The following is a 22,385-nucleotide window of genomic DNA, read 5'->3' on the forward strand; positions in this document are numbered from 1 at the left end:
CGCAAGCGGCGGGACCAACCGAAGTGGTCCCGCCGCGGGGGATCACCTCAGCGGTCCTGACCGCGTCCCCGCAACAGCCCGCGTTCGTACGCCACCGCGACGGCCGCCGCCCTGTCACCCACGCCGAGCTTCGCGTAGACGTGCAGCAGATGCGTCTTCACCGTCGCCTCGCTGATGAACAAGGCCGCCGCCACCGCCCGGTTCGTTGACCCCCTGGCGACCAGCGCCAGCACGTCCAGCTCCCGCGCCGACAACGGCTCCAGCACTGGCTCTCGCACCTGCCCCAGCAGCCGCGTGGCCACCGCGGGCGACAGCACGGCCTCACCCGCGTGCGCGGCCCGGATCGCCCGGTGCAGCTCGTCGCGCGGCGTGTCCTTGAGCAGGTAGCCCGTCGCGCCCGCCTTGATCGCGGGCAGCACGTCGCGATCCGTGTCGTACGTGGTGAGCACCAGGACGCGGCACGGATGGGGACGCAGCCGTTCGATCGCGGACAGGCCGTCGGACCCCGGCATGCGCAGGTCCATCAGAACGACGTCCGGCTCCAGCGCCAGGACGACCGCGACCGCCTCGTCACCGGACGCCGCCTCGCCCACGACCTCGAAGTCCGGGCACGCCAGCATGCCGCGCAGACCGTCGCGGACGACGGGGTGGTCGTCGACGATCACCAGCCGGATCACGCGGGCACCCGCAGTCCCGCGCAGTCGCCCAGGCCTGCCGCCATCACGTCGCTCGACCTCCGCCGCATCGCTCCCACCGTGCCTGTCGCGCCTGGATCGGCGCCGAACAGCGCGCGTCCGCCCGGCGTCGACCCCACCCCGGTCATGCCGGCACCCGCGCCGAGATCGCCGTGCCCGCCCGGTTCCGACTCCACGAACAGCGCGAGTCCGCCCGGCGTCGACCCCACCCCGGTCATGCCGGCACCCGCGCCGAGATCGCCGTACCCCCGCCCGGTTCCGACTCCACGAACAGCGCCCCGGACAACCGGTGCACGCGGTGGCGCATCGCGGTCAGCCCGAAGCCCGACGAGGGCCGCTTCAGGTCGAAGCCCACGCCGTCGTCGCGCACGTCGAGCGTCACCACGTCCTCCATGTAGGACAGGGTCAGGCCCACGCGGGACGCGGAGGCGTGCTTCGCCACGTTCGCCAGGGCTTCCTGGGTCATGCGCAGCAGCGCGACCTCCACCTCCGGGTGCATCACGCGCACGGCGCCGGTCAGCGTGACCGACACCGGCACGCCGTAGACCGCGGACCAGCCCGACGCCACCTCGTCCAGCGCTTCGGGCAGGGCCGCGGAGTCCAGCGCGGGTGGGCGCAGGGCGTGCACCGAGCGGCGGGCCTCGGCCAGGTTCGCGCGGGCCAGGTCGGCCGCCACGGACAGGCGGCGTTCCCAGTCGGACTCGGAGGCCGCCGACAGTTGCGTGATGATGCCCGTGAGGCCCTGGGCCAGCGTGTCGTGGATCTCGCCGGCCAGGCGGTGGCGCTCGTCCTGCACGCCTGCCTCGTGCGCCTGCACCAGGAGCTGGGCGTGGAGGCCCTCGTTCTCCTCCAGCAGCTCCTTGCGCAACCGGGCCTGTTCAGTTGTCACGTGGCCGACGAACGTGAACGTGCACGCCACGACCACGAACACCATCAGCAGCAACCAGAAGGCAGGTGCCTCCCCCGCGGACGGGTAGCCGCCGAACAGCGACAGGGTCGCCAGCACGGCGGTCAGCGCCACCACGAAGAACATCCAGCGGCCGCGCAGCAGTTCGCTCGCGTAGATGTAGATCGCGTACGACACCGCGCCGAACACCTGCTCGCGCAAGCCGAGCACCGCGTAGAGCACGACCATGCCACCGACGAACACGGCCATCAGCTCCGCGCGGTCGCGCCACGCGGGGTGCAGTGTGAACCACCACAACATCCACGCGTAGGCGAACGCCACCACGCCGTAGGTGATCCAGCGCTCCGAACCGGAGTGCACCGTGAAGATCGAGTACAGCACGGTCGTCACGGTCAGCACGAAGTACGGGATCACATCTGCGGCGATAGCGGCCCTGCGCTCCCACCTGTCCAACGCGGCCATGTCCACGAGCTACTCCCAGCGGAACGATCTGGCCGCGACGGTACCCGCCACGAGGCTCACGAGCCCCATGATCGCAAGATGCCTCCAGTCCGGCGCGGTGCCGAGCCACGCCTGTTGCAGTGCCTCCACACCGGGAGGCGAGTAGGAGCCGATCTTCTGCACCACCGAGGGCAGCATGAACCGCGGCAGGTACACGCCGCCGAAGAACATCAGCAGCATGAACACCGCCGTCGCCCAGCCACCGGCCGCCCGCGCGGTCGGGGCCAGTGCGGCGATCACCAGACCCAGCGCGAACGTCCCCGCGCCTCCCAGCACCACGGCACACGCCAGGCCTAGTGGATGGTGAGGCAGGTCGACGCCGAAAACGACGTACCCCACCAGGATGGTGAGCAGCACCGACAAGATCGCCGCGGCGGAGTTGACCACCATCTGGCCGGCCAGCAACCGCGCCGGATGCATCGGCGTCGTGGACAACCGGCGCAGCACACCCTTCTCTCGGTAGGTGGCCACCACTGTCGGCACCCGCTGCAACCCGATGAACGCCAACGTGAACACGACCAACGACGACATGTAACTGTCGATGAACCGCACCCCGCCGAATTCCGGCGCGGGCGTCCGCAGTCCCGGAATCGCCCCCAGACCCAGCAACAGCAGGCAGGGGAACACCACCGAGAACAACGAGTTCAGCCGATCGCGGACGAACAACCGCGCCTCGACCTCAATGATCCGCAGCACCACTACCCCCGGTCAGCTCGACGTAGGCGTCGTCCAGCGAAACCTGGTCGACGCGAAGCTGGCGCGCCACGATCTGCTTGCGCGCCAAGAAGGAGGTCACCGCGTGCAGCAGGTTCTCCGACCCGCTGACCACCAGCTGCTCTCCCGCGAACGACACGTCGCCGACCTCCGGCAACGCCGACAGCGCCGCCACGTCCACCGCGGCGGAGGGCACGAACCGGACCCGCGTCGAACCGTCCACACGCGACACCAGCCCGGCGGGTGTGTCCAGGGCGGCGATCCGCCCGTCGCGGAACACCGCGACCCGGTCGCAGAGCCGCTCCGCCTCCTCCATGAAGTGCGTGACGAGCAGGATCGTCACGCCCGCCGACCGCACGTCCTCGATCACCGACCACGTGTCCCGCCGCGCCTGCGGATCCAGCCCGGTCGTGAGCTCGTCCAGGATCGCCACCCGCGGCGACCCGATCAGCGCCAGCGCGATCGACAACCGCTGCTTCAACCCACCGGACAGCCGCCCGAACTCCGCCCGCAGGTGCGGGGTCAGCCCCAGCCGCTCGGACCAGTCCACCGGCGCCGGGTAGAACGACGAGAACAGCGCCAGCGCCTCGCCCACCCGCAGCCGTTCCGGCAGCTCCGACGCCTGCAGCTGCACCCCGATCGCGGCGCGGACGTCCGCGGGACGCCGCCCGAGCACCGACACGCTGCCCCGATCCGGCGTCCGCAACCCGGCCACGCACTCGACGGTCGTCGACTTGCCTGCCCCGTTCGGCCCCAGGATGCCGAAGATCTCCCCCTCGGCGACCTCGAACGACACCGAGTCCACCGCGACCCGGGGTCCGTACCTCTTCCCGAGGTCGCGCACTTCGATGATTGCCATGCGACCAGCCTCGGCGAACGCCGGCCGAAGATCATCGATCGGGCGGCGACACCGGCATCAACCGATCGGTTGATGCCGGTGCTCCACCATGGCCGCGAGAGGATCCAGTTGATAGGCGCCGCCTATGGCTCGTCATCGTGTGTCTGATGCGCAGAACGACTCAAGTCGCGTACGTTCTGCTCATGTGGCAGTACGCCTTGTGGGGGCTCCTCGGTGCCGCTGCCAACCGTGCGGTGCTGTTCATCGAAGCCGCGCAACGGGTCAAGGGATGGCCTTGGAAGCGTCCAAAGGGCCCGGAGGAGGCGTCTACGCCGCGTCGATCGTGATCCACCTCGGCATAGCGTCCGCCACGACCGCAGCGCTGGCCACGACCTCCGTCATAGCCAGCGGCTTCGTGGCCTTCAGCGCCGGCGCCGCCGCGCCCGTCGTGGTCAAGAAAATGGCCCGCTACGCCGAATCTCTCGTTCCCTCCGGCGACGAGTCAGCAGGACGGTCGTCGTGACGTCGGACGGCCCGGGCCGACGGTTGATCGCCGCGCTCGCCGACTCGACCCCGGCCTTTGCCCCGGCGCCGAAACCGCTCGGGAACAGCCGCGGTGGGCGACTCCTGTCCGCTCTCGCCGACTCGACGCCCGCATTGCGCGCGGAAGGTGGTTCGGACGCGACCACGAGCGTTGACGCTGATGAAACCGTCGGCACCGCCGACCGACCACCACAGCCCACAACAGTCGAAGTTGCCGCGTTGGCCGTGGTCGCCGACAACGTCGCCCTGCTGGACCCTGCCGAGCGAATCGCCGCCAGGGCGTGGTTCCCCGCCGACACGCTGCAGAGCGTGCGCACGGTCGCCGAATTCGCCGCGAGCGCGGCGGAACTCGTCCACGAGTTCGATGTCGACATCGTCCGCACCCGTGATCGCGCCGGCCAGCTCGCCGACAACCTCGCCCGCGACTTCTCCATCACGGTCACCATCGCCCGCGGCCGTGTCCTGGATGCGACGTTCGCCCGTGATCACGTCAGCGACATCGCCGGCCGACTCGCTGACCACATCAACCGCGCGCGGGGCCTCGCCCGCTCTCTCACGCGGGCGGACCACGGCGTCGGCAACCTCGCCGATGCTCATGAACTGGAGCGCACTCTGGCCAGCGCCTTGACCATCGCGCTCGCCGTCGCCGACGAGACCGACCTCGACCTCGAGATCACCCCGGCAACGTCCTACACCGTCACGGTCGCAACCGGTGGTGATGCGAGCAGCGATGCCGCCACTCGCGGCCCCACCCCCGCCGGTGTCCCCGACATGGACGCCGCTCGCGGCCGAGCCACCGACCTCGACCGCCACTTTGCGCGCGAGCTCGCCGGCGCCATCGGCAGCGACCGCCGCAGGGCAAGGGCACTCATCGTCGTGGACGAGCAAGACCGCGATTTCGCTGCCAGCCGGGCGTTGTTCAGCGCCGAGCTCGCCGCGGCGATAGGTCGCCTGCTGGAGGCTCTGACAGACATGACGGGCGCAGATCTCCGAAGTGCGGATCTGCGGGGAGTCCCTCTGACGGGTGTTCGCTGGTCGTCCAGCACGCTCTGGCCACCAGCGCGCGAAGAGCTGATCCGGCGAGACTCCGTCGAACTCTCGGAGGGTGCGGGCCTGTACGAGATCCGGCCAGGAGGGCTTCACGCCGACGCCCTGGTGCCGTTCAGCTGATCCGCTGGTCCAGCCCGTGCACGACCTGGTCGAGCAACGTCTGGATGACCGCCTCGTTGTGCTCGGTGCGGCCCGGCGTGATCATGCGCGAGGTTGCCTCCACCATGGCGTGCACGAGCATCGCCCGCAGCTCCGCCCGCTGCACTCCGGCGGTCCGGAACACGCCGACCAACGGCGCCAGCAACCGTTCGTGCTCGGCGCGGATCTGCTCGCGCGAGGTATCGGGCAACGCGTGCGCGGACAGCGCGACCACCGCGCCGTGGCTGCCGTCGGTGATGATCGCGAGCTCGGTGCGCAGGTACGCCTCGATCTTGGCCGGCACGGACGTGGCGCCCTCGACCGCGTCCTCCAGCTTGTCCGCCCACTCGGGCAGGGCGTCCGACACGATCGCGGCGACCAGCTCCTCGCGCGACCGGAAGTACTCGTAGAGGCTCGGCCGCGACAGCCCCACGCGTCTGGCGAGCGACGCGAGCGTCAACGCCTCCGCTCCCTCGGTCGCCACGATCTCGCGCCCGGCGTCCAGCAGGGCGCGCAACCGGTTGGCGCGGTGCTCCGCCACGGTGTCAGCGCTGATCCTCGGCACACCGGGATCGTATCGCGCTTGATTTCCCGACGGTGTGTTGGAATAGTTCCCGACAGAGCGTCGGAATCAAGGAGAGTCTCATGTTCATCGCGACGAACCGGCTGTTCGTGCCCGCCGAACGGGCGGAGGAGTTCGAGGCCCACTTCCGCAGCAACATGCGGACGTTCCTGCCCGGCGTGCCCGGTCTGCTGCGCAGCACGCTGCTCAAGCCGACCCGCGAGGACCAGCCGTACGTGTCGGTCAACGAGTTCGAGTCCGAGGAGCACTTCCGCGCCTGGGTCGCGTCCGACTCGTTCCGCGAGGCGCACAAGCGCAACCGCGGCATCGCCCGGCACGTCACCGGCAACGCCGTCGAGACCTTCCAGCACGCGGAGGACCTGGTGCTGCCCCTGCAGCGCGCCGAGTAGTGCTCACAACGCGGGAAGCAGGGCCTTCATCCGGTTGATCTCGTCGGTCTGGACGGCGATCACGTCGTCGGCCATCTCCTCGACCTGAACGTTGGTGCCGGCGGACTTCACGTCCGTCGCCATCTTGATCGCACCCTCGTGGTGCTTGATCATCAGCTCCAGGAACATCCGGTCGAAGTCCTTGCCGCGCGCGGCACCCAGCGCGGTCAACTGCTCCTGCGTGGCCATGCCGGGCATCGAACCGTGATCGCCGTGCGAGCCCATGTCGTTGTTGACGCGCTGCCACTGCTTCATGGCACCGATCTCGGGCTCCTGGCTGTACCGGATCCGGTCGGCCAGGCCCTTCACCGTCGCGTTCTCCGCCCGGTCGGGCGCGAACCGCGTCATCGCGAGCGCCTGTTCGTGATGGACGATCATCATGGCCACGTAAAGGCGGTCCGCGTCGTTCGGCGGTGCCGCGACGGCGCCGGAGACGTCGGCGGGCGCCAGCGTCTGCGCGGTCCCACCGGGTGTGTCCGGGGCGATGACCGGTGCGGCCTCCGGCTCGGAAGTGCAGCCCGCCAACGCCGCTACCAGCGCAATCACCGCGACCCCAGAACGCATGAACCAGACAATACCCTCCGAAAGACGCTGGCCCTTAGCAAAGCGAAACGGTCATACTCACCCTCACCAGCCCGTAATGAGGGGGTAAAGCTGTGACTTCACGCGCAACGGCCCGGCGGCGCAGAGCGCCGTTGGCGATTCTGGGGGCGCTCGCGCTGACGTTGTCAACGATGACGGCACCGGCCCTGGCCGAGCCCGACCTTCCCGCCGACGGGGCGGGGCTGTCGCAGGCCCAGCTGGAGGCGCGGGCCGACGGGTCCACCGGCATTCCCGGCGAGAACGAGGTCAGCCGGAGCCGCAACATGGTGAAGGTCGGCAGCCTGCCCAAGCAGGCGCCGTTCGACACCACCTCGGCGCTCAACACCGACCTGGCGTTCCAGGACAACTACGCTTTCCTGGGGAACTACAACGGCTTCACCATCTACGACATCCGCAACCCGCGGAAGCCGAAGATCGTGAGCCAGGTCCTCTGCCCCGGCTCGCAGAACGACGTCTCGGTGTACGGGAACCTGCTGTTCCTGTCGACCGACTCGTCCCGCAACGACAACTCGTGCAACAGCGTCTCGCAGCCCGCCTCCGTCAAGGAGTCGTGGGAGGGCATCAAGGTCTTCGACATCAGCGACAAGAAGGCCCCGAAGTACGTCGCGGCCGTCGAGACCGACTGCGGTTCGCACACCCACACGCTGGTGCCGGCCAAGGATCGCAAGAGCGTCTACCTCTACGTCTCGTCCTACTCGCCCAACGCGGCGTTCCCGGACTGCCAGCCACCGCACGACAAGATCTCGATCGTCAAGGTCCCCGTGCGCAACCCGGCGCAGGCGTCCGTGATCAAGGCCCCCGTGCTGTTCCCGGACGGCGGCAACAAGGGCCGGCCCGGCGACATCGACACCGGCTACACCTCGGCCACCACCGGTTGCCACGACATCACCGTCTACCCGCAGCTCGACCTCGCGGCGGGCGCGTGCATGGGTGACGGCGTGCTGTGGGACATCTCCGACCGGGAGAACCTGGTGGAGCTGAACCGGGTGCAGGACGACGCGCACTTCGCGTTCTGGCACTCGGCCACGTTCAACAACAGCGGCACCAAGGTCGTCTTCACCGACGAGCTCGGTGGCGGCGGCGCGGCGACGTGCAACGAGAAGATCGGCCCGAACCGCGGCGCGAACGGCATCTACGACATCGAGGGCAAGGGCAAGAACCGCAAGCTCGTGTTCAAGTCCTACTACAAGATCCCGCGGATGCAGGCCGACACGGAGAACTGCGTCGCGCACAACGGTTCGCTCGTCCCGGTGCCCGGCAAGGACATCATGGTGCAGTCCTGGTACCAGGGCGGCATCTCGGTGTGGGACTTCACGAACTCCGCCAAGCCGCGTGAGATCGGCTTCTACGAGTACGGCGTGCAGCCCGGCAACGTCGTCGGCGGCACGTGGTCCACGTACTACTACAACGGCTACATCTACTCGTCGGAGATCCAGCGCGGCTTCGACGTGATCGACATGCGCGACCCGCGCACGTTCCCGGCGAAGTTCTTCCGCACGGACGAGCTGAACGTCCAGACGCAGGGCAACTTCTACCGCTGGTGACGCCCGAGCTCAGCGCGGCTGCCGTCGTTCGGCAGCCGCGCTGACCGCGGTCAGGACCAAAGTCACCGCGACACCACCGAAAACCGCCCAGATCGGTGAACCGACGTCCAACGCCCACGCGGCGACCACGGCCGTCAACCCGTACCCGGCGCCGGTCACCGCGTACATCATCGAGAACCCGGCCGCGTGCGCGCCGACCGGAAGCCGTTCGCGCAGCACCAGACTCCGCGTCACCAGCACGCCGGACTGGAACAGCCCCGCCGCCAGCAACGCGCCCGCGATCCCCGGCAGGTTCGGGAACAACGCCACCGCGCCGACGCACGTCGCGGTGATGACGAGCAGCACCAAACCCTGGGTGCGCAACGATCCCGGCCACGGCCGCAGCCCGTACAGCACCGCGCCCAGCGCACTGCACGCCGCGAACCCCGTGAGCAGCGGCCCGATCCAGCCGATGCCGATCCCCCGGTGCTCCAGCAACGCGGGCAGCACCAGTTCCGCGACCGCCAGCTGCGCCAGCGCCGCCGCGCTCACCAGGTAGATCGGCCACGCCGAGGCGACGACCCGTGGCTTCGCCGTGCCGGAGCGGGACGTCACGTGCCCGCGGGGCAGGATGAACACCAGCCACGCGGCGACGCAGATCAGGCTGACCGACACCACGACGGGCGCACGCCGGTCGACGCTCAACGCCAGCACGGTGACCAGCGCGGGCGCCACCGCCCACACCACCTGCGTGATCATGGCGTCGAAGCCCATCGCCTTGGGCACCAACGCGTCCGGCACCAGCCCGAGCAGCATCGCCCGCAGCCCGCCCGGTGTGGTCGACGGCCCGGCGCCCGCGACGAACGCCGCGATCACCAGCACCGTCACGTTGGTCGTCAGTGCCAGCGTCGTGAACGCGCCCGCCCCCACGACCAGCCCGGCCGCGAGCTGGCCGCGCATCCGGGACGGGTCGAGCAGCAGCCCCAGCAGTGCCGCGCCGAGGATCTCGCCCAGCACGTACACGGCGGTCAGCGACGCCGCCAGCACGTAACCGCCGGGCAGGCCCCTGGTCAGGAACACCATCATCAGCGGCGTCATCGACATCGGTAACTTCGCGGCGACCGTGACCACGGCGCACGCGAGCACGTCCCGGTTCGCGAGATCGCGATAGCCGGCAGCGGAGATCGTCATCTACTCGCCCAGCTCCTGGAACAACGTCAGCTGCAGTCCCGCGGGCGCCTTCAACCTGGCGTTGAGCGAGTTCCACGGCGTGCGCGTGGGTTCCGCGATCACCTCGGCCCCCGCGGCTTCCAGCTCACGGGTGGTCGTCGAGGAGTCGTCCACCTCGAACGCCACCCGGATGTGCCCGGCGACCCGCTGACCCACCTCGACCTGGTCGATGAACTCGGCGTGCGGCGGGTCGGTGATCTCCAGCGTGGCCCGGCCCGCCTCCAGGATCGTGACCCGCCCGCCGTCGGACGCGAACGCCGCCCGTTGCTCCAGGCCGAGGACGTCGCGGTAGAAGCGCAGGGCCTCGTCGTAGTCGGCGGCGGTGACGACTAGGCGGAGTTCACGAACACCGGTCATGCGCTGATCATCGCACCAGCCGTGTGAGGACCACGACAACCGCCGCGATCGCCGCCGTCACGTGGATCGGTGCTGGTCCGAACGTCGCAGCTAGCACTGCGACCGAACCGAGCGGCAGCAGGTACTTGCGCGGCCCCGCCTGGCCAGGACAGTCCTGCACGTACCAGACGCACAGGAAGAAGATCGCGAGCGGTACCGTCGTGAACGCGGCAATGGCCGTGCCCGGCGCGTGCGAGAGGTGCAGGTCGTGGTCGACGCTCGCCGCCAGCCCGGCACCGAGCGCGGCGATCGAGCCGAGGATGAACAGGTGCGCGTAGCCCCACAGGAACGCCTTCTTCATCGAGTGCAGGTGGGTCGGCGCCTCGAAGTAGATCCACCACACCGAGAACACGATGATCAGGCCGGCCGCGGCGAGCGAGACCAGGTTGATCCCGCTGTCGAAGCCCTGCTGGAACGCCGTGGTGGCCGACAGGATCGACTCGCCGAGCACGATCAGCGTGAACAGCCCGTGCCGTTCGGCGATGTGGTGCGGGTGCCACGTGGTGGCCGTCGCCCGTTCCGCCCACATCGGCACCAGCAGCTCGCCGATCATGAAGAGCACCCACAACGGCAGCTGCAGGTTCGGCGGCGCGATCAGCACCCACAGCACCCAGAGCACCTGCATGCCGGCGATGCCGATGGCGTACCGGCGCGTGCAGTTCCTGTGCGAGGGGTTGTCCCGCGACGCCCTCAGCCAGTGCGCGACCATCGCGAGCCGGATGACGACGTACCCGCTGACCACGATGCGGTAGTCGTCGTACTCGAAGACGCGCGGGATGCCGGACGCGATGATCAGCACGCCGGCGATCTGGACCATCGTGATGATGCGGTACAGGGTGTCGTCGTTGTCGAACGCGCTGGCGAACCACGTGAAGTTCAGCCACGGCAACCACAACGCGAAGAACGCCATGCAGAACGCGAGCACGCCGTGCCCGATGTGGTTCTCGGACACGGCGTGGTGCAACGAGGCGGCGGCCTGGGCGACCGCCACCACGAAGCTCAGGTCGAACAACAGCTCCAACGGCGTCGCGACCCGGTGGGCCTCCGCCGTGTCGCGCGCGAGGAGCTTTCTGATCATCCAGGTACCACCATGATCCTTGACTCGCTGAGGTCGAGCGCCACCCGCGTCCCCGCCTGGAAAGCCGCCGCCTGGTTGGACGGCTGATCGACCCGCAGGATCTGCTCGCCCACCTTGACGGAGATCCGCGTGACCGGCCCGAGGAACGACTGGGTCAGCACATCTCCGACGATCTTGCGCTGTATTGAATCATCTTGGGCGTCGCCGTCGTGCGCGGAAACCCCGATGTCCTCCGGCCGCACGATGACCCGCACGTCGCTGCCGGACGGCTGGTCGTGCTCGGCGGCGACGGTCACGCCGTTGACGACCACGGCGGCGCCCTCCGCCCTGGCCTCGATGCTGTTCGTGACGCCGACGAACTGCGCCACGAACGCGGTCTTCGGTTCCCGGTACACCGCGGACGGCGTGTCCAGCTGCTCCAGGCGGCCGTGCGACATGACGCCGACCCGGTCGGACACGGCGAGCGCCTCCTCCTGGTCGTGCGTGACGAACAGCGTCGTCATGCCGAGCTCCGTCTGGATGCGGCGGATCTCGTCGCGCAGGTTCACCCGGACCTTGGCGTCCAGTGCGGACAGCGGCTCGTCCAGCAGCAGCACGCGCGGCTGGATGGCCAACGCGCGTGCCAACGCGACGCGCTGCTGCTGACCACCGGACATCTGGTGCGGGTAACGGCCACCGAGGTGCGAGAGCCCGACCAGCTCCAGCAGCTCGCCGGCCTTCTTGGCGTCGGCCTTGCGCATCTTCAGGCCGAACGCGACGTTCTGCGCCGCGGTCATGTTCGGGAAGAGGCTGTAGGCCTGGAAGACCATGCCCATGTCCCGCTTGTTGGCCGGCACGCGGGTGATGTCCTTGCCGCCCACGGTGACCGTGCCGGAGTCCGCGGTCTCGAAGCCCGCGACGATCCGCAGCGCCGTCGTCTTGCCGCAGCCCGACGGGCCGAGCAGCGACACCAGTTCGCCTTCCGCCAGGTCGAGGTCGAGGCCGTCCAGCGCGGTGTTGCCGCCGAACGACTTGCGCAGCCCCTTGAGTTCCAGATGACCCATTTTCACTCCTCGACCACGGTCTGACGGCGCCGTTGGCCGACGTAGGAAAGTGCGAACAGAAGGACGAACGCGAAGAGCAGGCACAGCAGCGACACCGCGATGGACACGCCCGCGTTGCGCTTGCCGAGCAGGTTGACCTGCACCTGCAGCGTGTCGAAGTTGAGCAGCGACGCGATGGTGAACTCGCCGAGCACCAACGCAACGCTCAACAGCGACGCACCGATGAGTGCCACGCGGATGTTCGGCACGACGACCTTCCACAACACCGTGAACCACGACGCGCCGAGGCTGCGCGCGGCTTCGGACAAGGTCTTCAGGTCGATCGCCGCGAGACCGGCGTCGATCGCGCGGTACGCGAACGGCAGCACCAGCACGGTGTAAGCGAACGTCAGGGTCAGCGGCGAGTCGCCGAGGAAGTAGTTCACCCACGCGTAGAGCGGCGCCATGCCCACCACGAGCACGATCGCGGGGATCGCGAGCGGCAGCAGGCACAGGAACTCCACCAGCCGCTGCAACTGCGGGAGCCGCAACCGGATCCACGCCATCGTCGGCACGAGCAGCACCAGCATGAGCACCGCTGACGTGACCGACAGCAGCAACGAGTTGACGAGCGCTTCCATCAGCCCGTCGTCGTCGACGATGGACGTCCACGACTCCAGGCTGCGGCTGCCGCCCTTGCCCCGCGTCGAGAACTCCGCCATCGCGATCAGCGGCAGGACGAAGTAGACGCCCACCACCAGCAGGATCACCGTGCGCAGAACGCGTTGCTTCACTAGCGAACCCACTTGGCCACCCTCCGCTGCAGCAGCACGTTCACGCCCATCGCGATGCTGACGACGATCACCATGCCGAGGCCGAGCGCCTTGCCGAGGTTCTCCTGGCCGAGCACGACCTCGCCGGTGAGGAAGCCGCGGATCTGCAGCGGCACGATCGGGCTGCCCTGCGAGACAAGCGCCGCGGCCGTGGCGTAGGCGCTGAAGGCGTTGGCGAACAACAGCAACAGCGCACCGAGGAACGGCGGCGTGAGGATGGGCCCGCCGACGTGCCGCCAGTACGTCCAGCTGGTGCCGCCGAGGCTCGCGTTCGCTTCCCGCCACTGTGGACGGAGACCGTCCAGCGCCGGCAGGAACACGATGACCATCAACGGGATCTGGAAGAACGTGTAGACGAGCGTCAGGCCGGGCAGGTCGAACAGCCACGCGCTGCCGGCGAAGATGTCGATGCCGACGTTGTCGCGCAGGAACTTCGTGACCAGACCCTCGAAGCCGATCGTCGCGAGGAACGCGAACGCCAGCGGCACGCCACCGAACTGGGCGAGCACACCGGAGGCCGCGACGACGACGCGCCGCAGCATGCCTTCTGGGTTGCCGACCGCGACGGCCCACGTGAGCAGCGCGCCGAAGACCGCGCCGATCACCGCCGTGAGCGCGGACAGCTCGATGCTGCGCACGAACGCGTCGAAGACGACCCCGGTGAACAGGGTCGTGAGGTTGTCGAGCGTGAGCCCGCCGTTCGAGTCCTGGAAAGCGCCGAACAGCACCAGGATCGTGGGGTAGACGAGGAAGATGCCGACGAACGCGAGGAACGGCACCGCGACGAGCCAAGCGGCCGCAGATGGCCGACCGGCGGCCCCGCTCCTCTTCGGAGCGGAACCGCCGGGCGTCGTCGCTACGGGAGCGACTGAGGTCATCCGATGGCCTGCGCCCAGGTCGCGGTGAGAACGGCCTTGGCCTTGTCGGCCTGAGCCTGCGTCTGGAACACCTGCTTGCCGTCGGTCTTGGGCAGCTTGTCCTTCGCGGCCTTGTCCGCCTTGTCACCCATCTTGTCCAGGCGAACCGGGCGGGACATGCCCTTCAGGTAGAGGTTCTGGCCCTCGTCGGAGTAGAGGAACTCCTGCCACAGGCGCGCGGCCGCGGGGTGCGGCGCGTCCTTGCTGATCGCCTGGTTGTAGTAGGCGCCGAGCTGGGCCTCCGCCGGGACGACGACCTTCCAGTCCATCTTGCCCTTGAGCTTCTCGGTCTGGGCGGCGTTGGTGTAGTCCCAGTCGATCACGACCGGCGTCTGGCCGGACTCGATCGTCGCGGGCGACGGGTCGACCGGCTGGAAGTTGCCGGCCTGCTTGAGCTGCTTGAAGAACTCGACACCGGGCGCGATGTCGTCGGCGGAACCACCGTTGCCCAGCGACGCCATGACCACGCCGTTGAACGCGGCACCGGCCTGCGTCGGGTCGCCGTTGAGCGCGACCTTGCCCTTGTACTCGGGCTTGAGCAGGTCCTTCACACTCGTCGGCGCCGGCACCTTGGCCGCGTCGAAGCCGATCGACATGAAGCCGCCGTAGTCGCCGTAGTACGCGCCGTCCGCGTCCTTGAGCTCCTTGGCGATGTCGTCCCAGGTGCTGACCTTGTAGGGCGCGAACAGGTCCTTGTTCGCCAGCGCCACGTTCAGACCGAGGTCGAACACGTCGGGCGCGCGGTCGTTGCCCTTGAGCTGCTTGGCGGCGTTGATCTCTTCCTGGCTGGACGCGTCCGGCTGCGCGGAGTCCACCTTGATGCCGTACTTGGCCTCGAAGGCCTTGATGATCTCGCCGTAGTTCGCCCAGTCCGGGGGCAGCGCGATGACGTTGAGCTTGCCCTCCTTCTTGGCGGCCTCGACCAGCTTGTCCATGCCACCGAGGTCACTCGCCGACTTGGCGGTTCCGGCGGCTGTGGTCTGCGTCTCCTTGGCGGGCGGGGCGCCGCAGGCGGCCACCGCCAGCACCAACGCGCCGACACCAATCAGTTTCGTGGTGACGTTCCCTCGCTTCAGCACAGGCGGAGGATTCGCGCGGGATGCTTTCGTTGTCAAGCCAGCCGCGCCGGTTGAGACCTTCTCGACTCCTACGGTGAATTCTCGACTGCCTACGGGTTGCGACTGAATGCTTTCCGTGCTTCGTCCAAGTGGCGTTCGGCGAGGCCGGTCGCGGGGTCCACGTGGACGAGCGCGGTGGTCAGGTGCCGTCGCTTGTGGACGAAGTCCCGGTTCCTCTCGCGGTGCAGCCCGAAGTCGTCGTCGAACCACACCAGGGGCCGCTCGTAGGCGTACCGGGCGACGGCGGGGTACTTCCAGCCGTGGTCGTCGCGGAACTCGATCACCTTGAGCGGCGGGAGGCCCAGGCGCGGTCCTATCTCGGCGTTCGCCCGATGCGACCAGCTGGTGGCCCACGCGAGCTCGGCGCCGGTCTCCTCGGCCAGCCGTCTCAACTGGTCGCCGTGCCGCGGGTCGAGCCACACGCGGAGCTTGCGCCACCAGCCGACCTTGATGTCGAACGGCCGGTAGCCCGGCGGCTTCGGGTCGGCCGCCCACGGGTTGAGCGGCCCGTCCACGTCGATCACCACGAGTGGTCTCATCCGCCCAAGACTGCCGTGTCCGTACCCTTTGCGGGTGCGTTTGCTCATGACCCTGCTCGTCCGCGACGAGGCCGACGTCGTCGCCGCGATGATCGAACACCACCTCGCCGCGGGCGTGGACCTGGTGATCGCGACCGACAACGGTTCCGTCGACGGCACGGTCGAGATCCTGGAGGCCTACCGCGACGCGGGTGTGCTCGAACTGCACCACGAGCCGGCGCAGGACTACGAGCAGGGCCGCTGGGTGACCCGGATGGCCCGCCGCGCCGCCGAGCTCGGCGCGGACTGGGTGATCAACGCGGACGCCGACGAGTTCTTCTGGCCCGCCTCGGGTTCGCTGAAGGACGTTCTCGGCGCCGTCGGGCCCGAGTTCGGCGCGGTGGAGATGCGGCGCGACAACCTGGTCGCCGATCCGCGCGTCGACGGCGGCTGGGTGCACCGCCTGGTCGTGCGCGACACCGCGTCGTTGTCCCCGCGTGGCACCCGGATCGGACCCAAGACCTGCCACCGCGGCGACCCCGACGTGACCGTGGAGCAGGGCAACCACGCCGTGTCCGGGCCGCGCCTCGGCCCGATGACCACGGCCGGCCTGGACATCCTGCACGTGCCGGACCGCGGCTACGACCAGTACCAGCGCAAGATCGCGAACGGCGGCGCGGCGTACGCGGCCAACACTCGCCTCGCTGCGGGCGTCGGCTGGCATTGGCGGGAGGACTACGAGCGCCTCCGCGACGGCACGCTGCACCGGACGTACCTGGACCGGCAGCCCGACCTGGCGGCGGGGCTGGCCTCGGGCGTGCTGATCGGGGACACCCGGCTGCGCGACCGGCTGACCGCGCTCGACCCGGTGGTGCCGTGGGCCTTCCAGGCGGTGACCCGCGCCGTCTCCCCGGCGTGAACCGTCCGCTCAGGACGCGCGCCGCGCCGAGCACACCGCCGACCCGCCCCACCGGGCGCCGTACAGCAGACCCGGCAGCAACCGCCGGAACCGCAGGTGGATCTCCCCGGCCCGATCGGGCGTGTGCTGGCTCCCGCTCGGCTCGGCATCGGCCCGCTGCAGCACGCCGTCGAACGTGCGCACCAGCCGCTTGCGGTCGTGCTCGAACCGCACGCGCAGGTCGAAGACCTCGCACGGCCGTTCGGGCACGTGCAGCACGCACGGGTGCATGACGTCACGGCTCAGCAGCCGGTACCGGATCGCGAAGTCGTGGGTCTCGCCGCGGGCCAGCGGCTCGGCGGGCAGCAGGGTGAAGCCGGGACGGTCGTGCGTGGCGGAGCGGTCCCGCAACGTGCCGCCGTAGAGCAGGTGCACGTCCACGTCGCGCCTGCGCACCGGGAACACCGCGGCGAACTCCAGCTGGTCGACGCCGTCCTGGTCGACCACGACCTGGTAGCGCTCCAGCACCTCGGGCTGCCCCTGGTCGAGCACGACGGCCACGGACAGCTCGGCGGTGTGCCAGCCGCCGGTGGTGCGGCGCGTGGTGGTGGCGGCCAGTTCCGCCAGCTGGTCGACGGCCTCGTCGACGCGCCGTCGCACGGTGCGGGCGTCGCGGTCGATCGCGGCCGCCACCCAGTTCACCCGTTCCTGGTAGAGCGGGTGGCGGACGTCCGGGATCAGGCCGAACGCCGCCCGTGCCGGAAGCTGCAGGTCGTCGGGGAGCTGCTCGGCCAGCTCGGTCAGCCTCGTGATCAGCTTCTGCCTGGCGGCGGACTGGCCGTCGGCCCTGGTGATCCCGCACGCGGCGGCGAGGTCCGGGCCGAGGCGGTCCGCGATCCGCCCGTGCACGCCCCTTCCCTTCCGAAGTTTCTTCAGCTCACGGACCAGTTTCGCGTGCGTCGTCGTCATCTCCGCTCTCCTCCCCTTGCGTGCTCACGTGCGGCGGAGGCAGGTTGCGTCGAGCATGTGGACGAGAAGTGGACACGCCGTGGATCGGTCACACGTGGTCCGGACGCAGGGTCGTTCGTGCCACCGAGGAGACCAGCGCGATGCCGACCCGGACGCCGTCACGGCCGAGGAAGACGCGCGTGGTGCCGATGCGGTCCAGCGTCGCCGGGTCGACGGCGCCGAGCCCGAACGCGATGATCTCCGGACCCGACGCCGCGGCGGTGAGCTGCGCCAACGCCTCGGGCCACGCGGGATCGGTCGCCCTGCCGTCGGAGATGAAGAACAGCACCGGCCGGCGCACCCGGATCCGCTGCGCTTTCAGATTTCGCACGTCGCGGTCGATGGTGACGCGCAGAAGAGTGAACGCGGAACCGAAGTCGGACCCTGATTCCTGGCGCGGTGTAATGATTTCCGGCGGGTCGAGCGCGGCCCGCAGCGGCTGCACCACCAGCGGGCTCTCCGCGAAAACCACCACGCAGAGCCGAATCTGCACGGCGGCCCGCCGATCGGCGTGCACCGCACCGCGGAACTCGCGCATTCCGGCGTTGACCTCGTCGATGTGGTCGGCCATCGAGAGCGATACGTCGCACACCACGTAGCAGGGCAACACTTCGCGCACCATCCGTCTCCCCCTCAGCACCATGCGTGACAAGGGGAACGGTTACCGGATCGTGTTGATCGATCGTGGACAAAAAGCTGATTCGGTGACACACCAAAGGGCCCTTGCGCGACATTCCTCCAAGACAGAAGCTCGAACACCGAGGAGGACGGCGTGGAGTTCCGAATGCTGGGTCCGCTGGAGGCGTGGCACGAGCACACCTCGGTTTCCTTGGGCGACCAGCAACAACGCTTCATCCTCGTCGTACTTCTCCTGCACGCGAACAAACCCGTGTCACCCGAACGGATCACCGAGATCGTGTGGCCCGACCAGCCGGAACGCAAGACGCTGGTCCGCGGTTACATCAACAAGCTGCGCAAGGCGTTCGAGGCCACCGACGCGTTGATCGACACCACTCCCACCGGCTACGTGCTGCGCGTCGACGAGAACCGGATCGACACCGTGCGGTTCGACCGGCTGCGCGAGCAAGCCGCCCGGGCCGTGCAGGACAACGACCAGCGCAAGGCGGTCGATCTGCTGCGGGCCGCGGTCGCCCTCTGGCGCGGCCGGTTCCTGGAGGACATCGACATCGACCGCGTCGGTGGCGCCGACGTGATCGACCCGGCCGAGAGCTACGCCGACGCACTCGGCGACCTCGCCGAACTGGAGCTCCTCATCGGCGACCACAGGTCGGCGCGCGACCGCATGCGCCGCGCCCTGCCGACCGATCCGATCAACCAGAAATATGCCGAACTGCTCATGCGCGCTCTGATCGCGGGCGGCGACGGCGTGGGCGCGATCCGCGTCCACAAGACCACCTGCACCGCGCTCGGAGAGGCCGGGTACGAGCCGGGATCGGTGTTGCGCAAGCTCGCCGCACGGGCGGAGCGCGGCGAGCCGGTCAGCTCGCTGCCGTCCCGGCCGGGCGGCTTCACCGGCCGCACCGGCGAGCTGGAGAAGATCGAGGCCGCCACGGCGGGCACCGGTGAACGCCGCGCGATGTGGATCAGCGGCGCACCCGGCGTCGGCAAGACCGGTCTGGCCGTGGAGGCCGCGCACCGCCTGCGCCACCGCTTCCCGGACGGCCAGATCCTGCTGCGCCTCAACGGGTTCACGCCGAACGTGGCACCGATGTCCGTGTCGGACGCGCTGACGCAGCTGCTCACCGAGCTGGGCGTGCCGGCCGAGCAGATCCCGGACACCGTGGGCCGCAAGGTGACGGTCTACCAGTCCCAGCTGTACGGCACGAAAACCCTGGTGGTGCTGGACAACGCGGTCTCACCCGAGCAGGTCCGGCCGCTGTTGCCCGAGGCACGCGACTGCTTCGCCGTCGTGACGAGCAGGCGGATGGGCGAGCCGGACATCAGCGAGCACGTGCGGCTGGGCCCGCTGCCGCCGAGCGACGCCACCGCGTTGTTCCGCAGGCTGACCGACCCGGTCCGCGGTGGCAGACCGGCGGACGTGGCGGGACTGGTGAAGCGCTGCGGGTACCTGCCGATGCCGATCACGATCGCGGCGGCGGCCTTGCGCAGGCACGACAAGTGGTCGTTGAAGCACCTGCTCGACCTGATGGACGATAACGTGCCGTGGCGGCAAGACGGTGCCGCCGCCGTGCACGCCTCCTACCGGCTGCTCGACGAACGGCAGCAGGAGGTCTTCCGGCTGTTCGGGCACCTGCCCGGCCCCCACGTCGACCTCGTCGGCGCGGCGGCGCTCGCCGGCCGCGACGTCGCCGAGACCCGCAAGCTGCTGGACGACCTGCACGAGGTCTGCCTGCTGGAGGAGATCGCGCCCGACCGCTACCAGATGCTCGACTCGGTCAAGGAGTTCGCGGCACTGGAACACGCACCGGCGGACGCTTTGGTGCGGCTGCTGGACTTCTACCTCGTCACGCTCGCGAACGCCGTGCGGGCCGCCTACCCGTTCGACCGGACCATCCAGCCCTCGGTGGACCGCGAGAGCCCGCTGGGCCTCACGTTCTCCAGCGAGGACAAGGCATTGGCGTGGATCACCGCCGAGCGCGACAACCTGATGGCCGCGATCCGGCACGCCGGACCCGACCACGCGTGGCGGCTGGCGGCGCTGATCTGGCGGCACTTCAACACCGCCAACCGGTTCCAGGACTGGATCGAGGCCGTCGAATCCGTGCACGCGGAGGACGACAACGGCCAGGCGCACGTGCTGCTGCACCTGTCCGCCTCCGTCAACCGGCTGGGCCGGCACACCGAGGCGCACGAGTTCGCCGAGCAGGCGCTGGGCAGGTGGTCCCGTCTCGGCAACGTGGCGGGTGAGGCCGCGGCGTTGTGCATGCTCGCCATGTCGTCGATGTCGCTCGGCGACCACGACGAGGCCATGGCGCACTTCGAGGCCGCGCTGCCGAAGTACGAGCAGTGCGACGATCTCCGCGGCCGCGCGCACGCGTTGAGCATGCTCGGTTTTCTCAACGAGCAGCACCGCCGGTACGAGGTCGCGTTGCGGCAGAACGAGGCCGCCGTGGAGATCCTCCGCAAGATCGGCCACCAGCAGGGGCTGGCGCACGCGTTGAACAACCTCGGCGCGAACCGGCAGCACCTCGGGTTCCTGGAGGAGGCCATCCCCGACCACCTGGAGGCGCACGACATCGCGGTCGAGCTCGGCGACGCCTGCGTGGCCGCGTACGCGCTGACCAACATCGCCGACGCCCACCGGCTCGCGGGCCGCCTCGGCGAAGCCCTGCACCACCACGAGCTGGCCGCCGCTGCCGCCGCCGACGTGGCAGACGCGGACCTGCGCGCGAGGCTGTTCCATGACCGGGCCGCCACCGCTCGCGACGGCGGCGACCTGACCGCGGCGCTGCGGCTCTACCGGTCACTGCTCGACGTGGCCTCGGGCAACCGCATGCACCAGGCGCGCGGCGAGATCGGCGTCGCACGGATGTTGCACGCCCTGCGCAGGCATTCCGAGGCCGTACCGCACTGGGACGCGGCCGAGGCGTTGCTCGCGCGGCTCGACCGGCGCGAGGCGGAGGAGGTGCGGGCCGAACGCGCGGAGCTGACCTGTGCGTGCGGTCAGCGGTGACCCAGAAGTCGTTTCAGGTCGGGAACGATCTCCCGCACCGCGCCGTGGTTGTGCCATCTGCCCAAGGTTCTGCTCAGCTGCCGCAGATCGGCCCTGATGGTCGCCGAGTCGACGTGCGCCACGTCGTCGACCATGGCGGCGAACGTCCGGCAGCTCTCGTCGACCTCACCCGACAACGCGCGGGCGAGCGACCTGCGCGTGCCGAAGCGGGCCCTGACCCGGCGTGAGGAGGCCGGCACCGTCGCGAGGTGCCGGTCCAGCACCTCCGCGGCCTCGGCGTTGAGCCCGAGGTCGCACAACGCCCATCCCCGGTCGAGGTCCAGCGGATCGGGCGCGCTGGAACCGAGCGCCGGGTAGGGGCTCTCCGGCTGGGCGGCGGTCAGCAGCGTCCTGGCGCGGTCGAACGCGATCTCCGCGGCGTACCGGTCTCCCGCGAGCGCGTGGCCCTGCGCCTCCCGCCGTGCGGCCAGCGCGAGCACGCGTGCGCCGGCCCGGCCGATCCACTGCGCCTGCCGGGCCAGGTTGATCGTCGCGGTCGCGTCCTGCCGGTAGAGCGCGAGCCCCGACTCCCGCACGAACGCGTAGCTCGCGATGTCCGGATCCCCAGCCGCGCGGGACAGTTCCGACGCGTGCCGCGTCCACGACAACGCACCCTGCTCGTCGCCGGCCTCCTGGCTCATCCAGCCGGTGTACTCGGCGATGCGCGCGGCGAGCCGCAGCAACGTCGTCCCCACCGGCCCGGTGTTCTCGCGCGCGAGCCCGTGCACCGTGTGCTGCAGGGCTTTCAGCGGTTCGAGGACGATCACCGGGCTGGCGTGCAGGCCCAGCCCCCGCAGCTGTTCGAACGAGGTGCGCATCCCGATGATCACCTGCTCGTCCGGCACCGGCCGCGGGCCACCGGCGAGCGCACCGGCACCGAGCGCGGTTCCGGTGACCGGCAGCTGGCCCCGGCCGAGCGCGGGAGAGGTGAGCGCCGCGGCCTCGACCAGCAGGCCACCGACGTCCAGCACGCCGTCGCAGAGGCGCGCCACCGTCGGCGTCGGCGGTTTGACGTCGTTCTCGATCTTGCTGAGATAACCCTTGCTGTAATGGATCAGCTTTGCCAGCTGCCCCATCGACAACCCCGCGGCAATGCGGTGCTCCCGCAGCAGCTCACCAAAAGTTCCGGTCACGACTGCCTCCCGCTCCG

At 69.6% G+C, this 22,385-nt stretch carries 24 protein-coding genes; 6 read left to right on the forward strand and 18 right to left on the reverse strand.

Annotated elements, in window-relative coordinates:
* Positions 1 to 47 precede the first annotated feature (47 nt).
* From ACWEIJ_RS31920 to ACWEIJ_RS31940, 5 genes are read right to left on the reverse strand one after another with little or no spacing between them, the layout of a single operon-like run.
* Positions 48 to 677 carry a response regulator gene (locus ACWEIJ_RS31920; protein ID WP_449840954.1) on the reverse strand — a complete coding sequence of 210 codons (630 nt, stop codon included), beginning with the start codon at positions 675 to 677 and terminating at the stop codon, positions 48 to 50.
* A complete protein-coding gene (locus tag ACWEIJ_RS31925; protein ID WP_449840955.1) occupies positions 674 to 913 on the reverse strand; it encodes a hypothetical protein in 240 nt (79 codons plus the stop codon). The genes ACWEIJ_RS31920 and ACWEIJ_RS31925 overlap by 4 nt, the downstream gene beginning before the upstream one ends.
* Positions 910 to 2,064: a sensor histidine kinase gene (locus ACWEIJ_RS31930; protein WP_449840956.1), complete on the reverse strand. Its 1,155-nt coding sequence runs from the start codon at positions 2,062 to 2,064 to the stop codon at positions 910 to 912. Before ACWEIJ_RS31930 ends, ACWEIJ_RS31925 begins: the two co-directional genes overlap by 4 nt.
* Positions 2,065 to 2,073: 9 nt before the next feature.
* Positions 2,074 to 2,799, reverse strand: a complete 726-nt coding sequence (locus tag ACWEIJ_RS31935) for an ABC transporter permease (protein ID WP_449840957.1) — start codon at positions 2,797 to 2,799, stop codon at positions 2,074 to 2,076.
* Entirely contained in the window at positions 2,783 to 3,676 is an 894-nt protein-coding gene (locus ACWEIJ_RS31940; protein WP_449840958.1) for an ABC transporter ATP-binding protein, read from the reverse strand. Before ACWEIJ_RS31940 ends, ACWEIJ_RS31935 begins: the two co-directional genes overlap by 17 nt.
* Positions 3,677 to 3,944: 268 nt before the next feature.
* Between ACWEIJ_RS31940 and ACWEIJ_RS31945 the strand changes: the two genes are divergently transcribed.
* Both ACWEIJ_RS31945 and ACWEIJ_RS31950 read left to right on the forward strand, forming a co-directional pair.
* On the forward strand, positions 3,945 to 4,178 hold the full coding sequence (locus tag ACWEIJ_RS31945; protein ID WP_449840959.1) for a hypothetical protein: 234 nt from the start codon (positions 3,945 to 3,947) through the stop codon (positions 4,176 to 4,178).
* Positions 4,175 to 5,368, forward strand: a complete 1,194-nt coding sequence (locus tag ACWEIJ_RS31950) for a hypothetical protein (RefSeq protein ID WP_449840960.1) — start codon at positions 4,175 to 4,177, stop codon at positions 5,366 to 5,368. The genes ACWEIJ_RS31945 and ACWEIJ_RS31950 overlap by 4 nt, the downstream gene beginning before the upstream one ends.
* On the opposite strand, the gene ACWEIJ_RS31955 is transcribed toward ACWEIJ_RS31950, so the two are convergent.
* Positions 5,361 to 5,951 (reverse strand): TetR/AcrR family transcriptional regulator, encoded by a 591-nt coding sequence (locus ACWEIJ_RS31955; protein WP_449840961.1) that lies wholly within the window; start codon positions 5,949 to 5,951, stop codon positions 5,361 to 5,363. The two genes, ACWEIJ_RS31950 and ACWEIJ_RS31955, sit on opposite strands and share 8 nt — an antisense overlap.
* An 80-nt stretch (positions 5,952 to 6,031) precedes the next feature.
* Between ACWEIJ_RS31955 and ACWEIJ_RS31960 the strand changes: the two genes are divergently transcribed.
* On the forward strand, positions 6,032 to 6,358 hold the full coding sequence (locus tag ACWEIJ_RS31960; protein WP_449840962.1) for an antibiotic biosynthesis monooxygenase family protein: 327 nt from the start codon (positions 6,032 to 6,034) through the stop codon (positions 6,356 to 6,358).
* 3 nt (positions 6,359 to 6,361) lie between these two features.
* Here ACWEIJ_RS31960 and ACWEIJ_RS31965 read toward each other — a convergent pair whose 3' ends face one another.
* On the reverse strand, positions 6,362 to 6,961 hold the full coding sequence (locus tag ACWEIJ_RS31965) for a DUF305 domain-containing protein (protein ID WP_449840963.1): 600 nt from the start codon (positions 6,959 to 6,961) through the stop codon (positions 6,362 to 6,364).
* 170 nt (positions 6,962 to 7,131) lie between these two features.
* Here ACWEIJ_RS31965 and ACWEIJ_RS31970 point away from each other — a divergent pair, with 170 nt between their 5' ends.
* Entirely contained in the window at positions 7,132 to 8,544 is a 1,413-nt protein-coding gene (locus tag ACWEIJ_RS31970) for an LVIVD repeat-containing protein (protein ID WP_449840964.1), read from the forward strand.
* Positions 8,545 to 8,553: 9 nt separating this feature from the next.
* On the opposite strand, the gene ACWEIJ_RS31975 is transcribed toward ACWEIJ_RS31970, so the two are convergent.
* The 8 genes from ACWEIJ_RS31975 to ACWEIJ_RS32010 all read right to left on the reverse strand — a co-directional run bounded on the left by ACWEIJ_RS31975 (position 8,554) and on the right by ACWEIJ_RS32010 (position 15,656).
* Entirely contained in the window at positions 8,554 to 9,714 is a 1,161-nt protein-coding gene (locus ACWEIJ_RS31975; RefSeq protein WP_449840965.1) for an MFS transporter, read from the reverse strand.
* On the reverse strand, positions 9,715 to 10,110 hold the full coding sequence (locus ACWEIJ_RS31980; protein ID WP_449840966.1) for a VOC family protein: 396 nt from the start codon (positions 10,108 to 10,110) through the stop codon (positions 9,715 to 9,717).
* A 7-nt stretch (positions 10,111 to 10,117) separates the two neighbouring features.
* Positions 10,118 to 11,227: a low temperature requirement protein A gene (locus ACWEIJ_RS31985; RefSeq protein WP_449840967.1), complete on the reverse strand. Its 1,110-nt coding sequence runs from the start codon at positions 11,225 to 11,227 to the stop codon at positions 10,118 to 10,120.
* Positions 11,224 to 12,270 carry an ABC transporter ATP-binding protein gene (locus ACWEIJ_RS31990; RefSeq protein WP_449840968.1) on the reverse strand — a complete coding sequence of 349 codons (1,047 nt, stop codon included), beginning with the start codon at positions 12,268 to 12,270 and terminating at the stop codon, positions 11,224 to 11,226. Before ACWEIJ_RS31990 ends, ACWEIJ_RS31985 begins: the two co-directional genes overlap by 4 nt.
* Positions 12,271 to 12,272: 2 nt before the next feature.
* Positions 12,273 to 13,055, reverse strand: coding sequence for an ABC transporter permease (locus ACWEIJ_RS31995; protein ID WP_449840969.1), 783 nt, complete (start codon positions 13,053 to 13,055; stop codon positions 12,273 to 12,275).
* Entirely contained in the window at positions 13,043 to 13,861 is an 819-nt protein-coding gene (locus ACWEIJ_RS32000; protein WP_449840970.1) for an ABC transporter permease, read from the reverse strand. Before ACWEIJ_RS32000 ends, ACWEIJ_RS31995 begins: the two co-directional genes overlap by 13 nt.
* Before the next feature lie 95 nt (positions 13,862 to 13,956).
* On the reverse strand, positions 13,957 to 15,078 hold the full coding sequence (locus ACWEIJ_RS32005) for an ABC transporter substrate-binding protein (protein WP_449840971.1): 1,122 nt from the start codon (positions 15,076 to 15,078) through the stop codon (positions 13,957 to 13,959).
* A gap of 89 nt (positions 15,079 to 15,167) precedes the next feature.
* A complete protein-coding gene (locus ACWEIJ_RS32010) occupies positions 15,168 to 15,656 on the reverse strand; it encodes an HAD domain-containing protein (protein WP_449840972.1) in 489 nt (162 codons plus the stop codon).
* Positions 15,657 to 15,690: 34 nt separating this feature from the next.
* Here ACWEIJ_RS32010 and ACWEIJ_RS32015 point away from each other — a divergent pair, with 34 nt between their 5' ends.
* Complete coding sequence (locus ACWEIJ_RS32015; protein WP_449840973.1) at positions 15,691 to 16,554, forward strand: glycosyltransferase family 2 protein; 864 nt, start codon at positions 15,691 to 15,693, stop codon at positions 16,552 to 16,554.
* 9 nt (positions 16,555 to 16,563) lie between these two features.
* On the opposite strand, the gene ACWEIJ_RS32020 is transcribed toward ACWEIJ_RS32015, so the two are convergent.
* Complete coding sequence (locus tag ACWEIJ_RS32020) at positions 16,564 to 17,502, reverse strand: hypothetical protein (RefSeq protein WP_449840974.1); 939 nt, start codon at positions 17,500 to 17,502, stop codon at positions 16,564 to 16,566.
* Positions 17,503 to 17,590: 88 nt separating this feature from the next.
* Entirely contained in the window at positions 17,591 to 18,163 is a 573-nt protein-coding gene (locus ACWEIJ_RS32025; RefSeq protein WP_449840975.1) for a vWA domain-containing protein, read from the reverse strand.
* Between the two features lie 150 nt (positions 18,164 to 18,313).
* Here ACWEIJ_RS32025 and ACWEIJ_RS32030 point away from each other — a divergent pair, with 150 nt between their 5' ends.
* Entirely contained in the window at positions 18,314 to 21,196 is a 2,883-nt protein-coding gene (locus tag ACWEIJ_RS32030) for a tetratricopeptide repeat protein (protein ID WP_449840976.1), read from the forward strand.
* Here ACWEIJ_RS32030 and ACWEIJ_RS32035 read toward each other — a convergent pair.
* Entirely contained in the window at positions 21,187 to 22,368 is a 1,182-nt protein-coding gene (locus ACWEIJ_RS32035) for a helix-turn-helix domain-containing protein (protein ID WP_449840977.1), read from the reverse strand. The two genes, ACWEIJ_RS32030 and ACWEIJ_RS32035, sit on opposite strands and share 10 nt — an antisense overlap.
* Positions 22,369 to 22,385 lie beyond the last annotated feature (17 nt).

This window comes from Lentzea sp. NPDC004789, assembly GCF_053601075.1.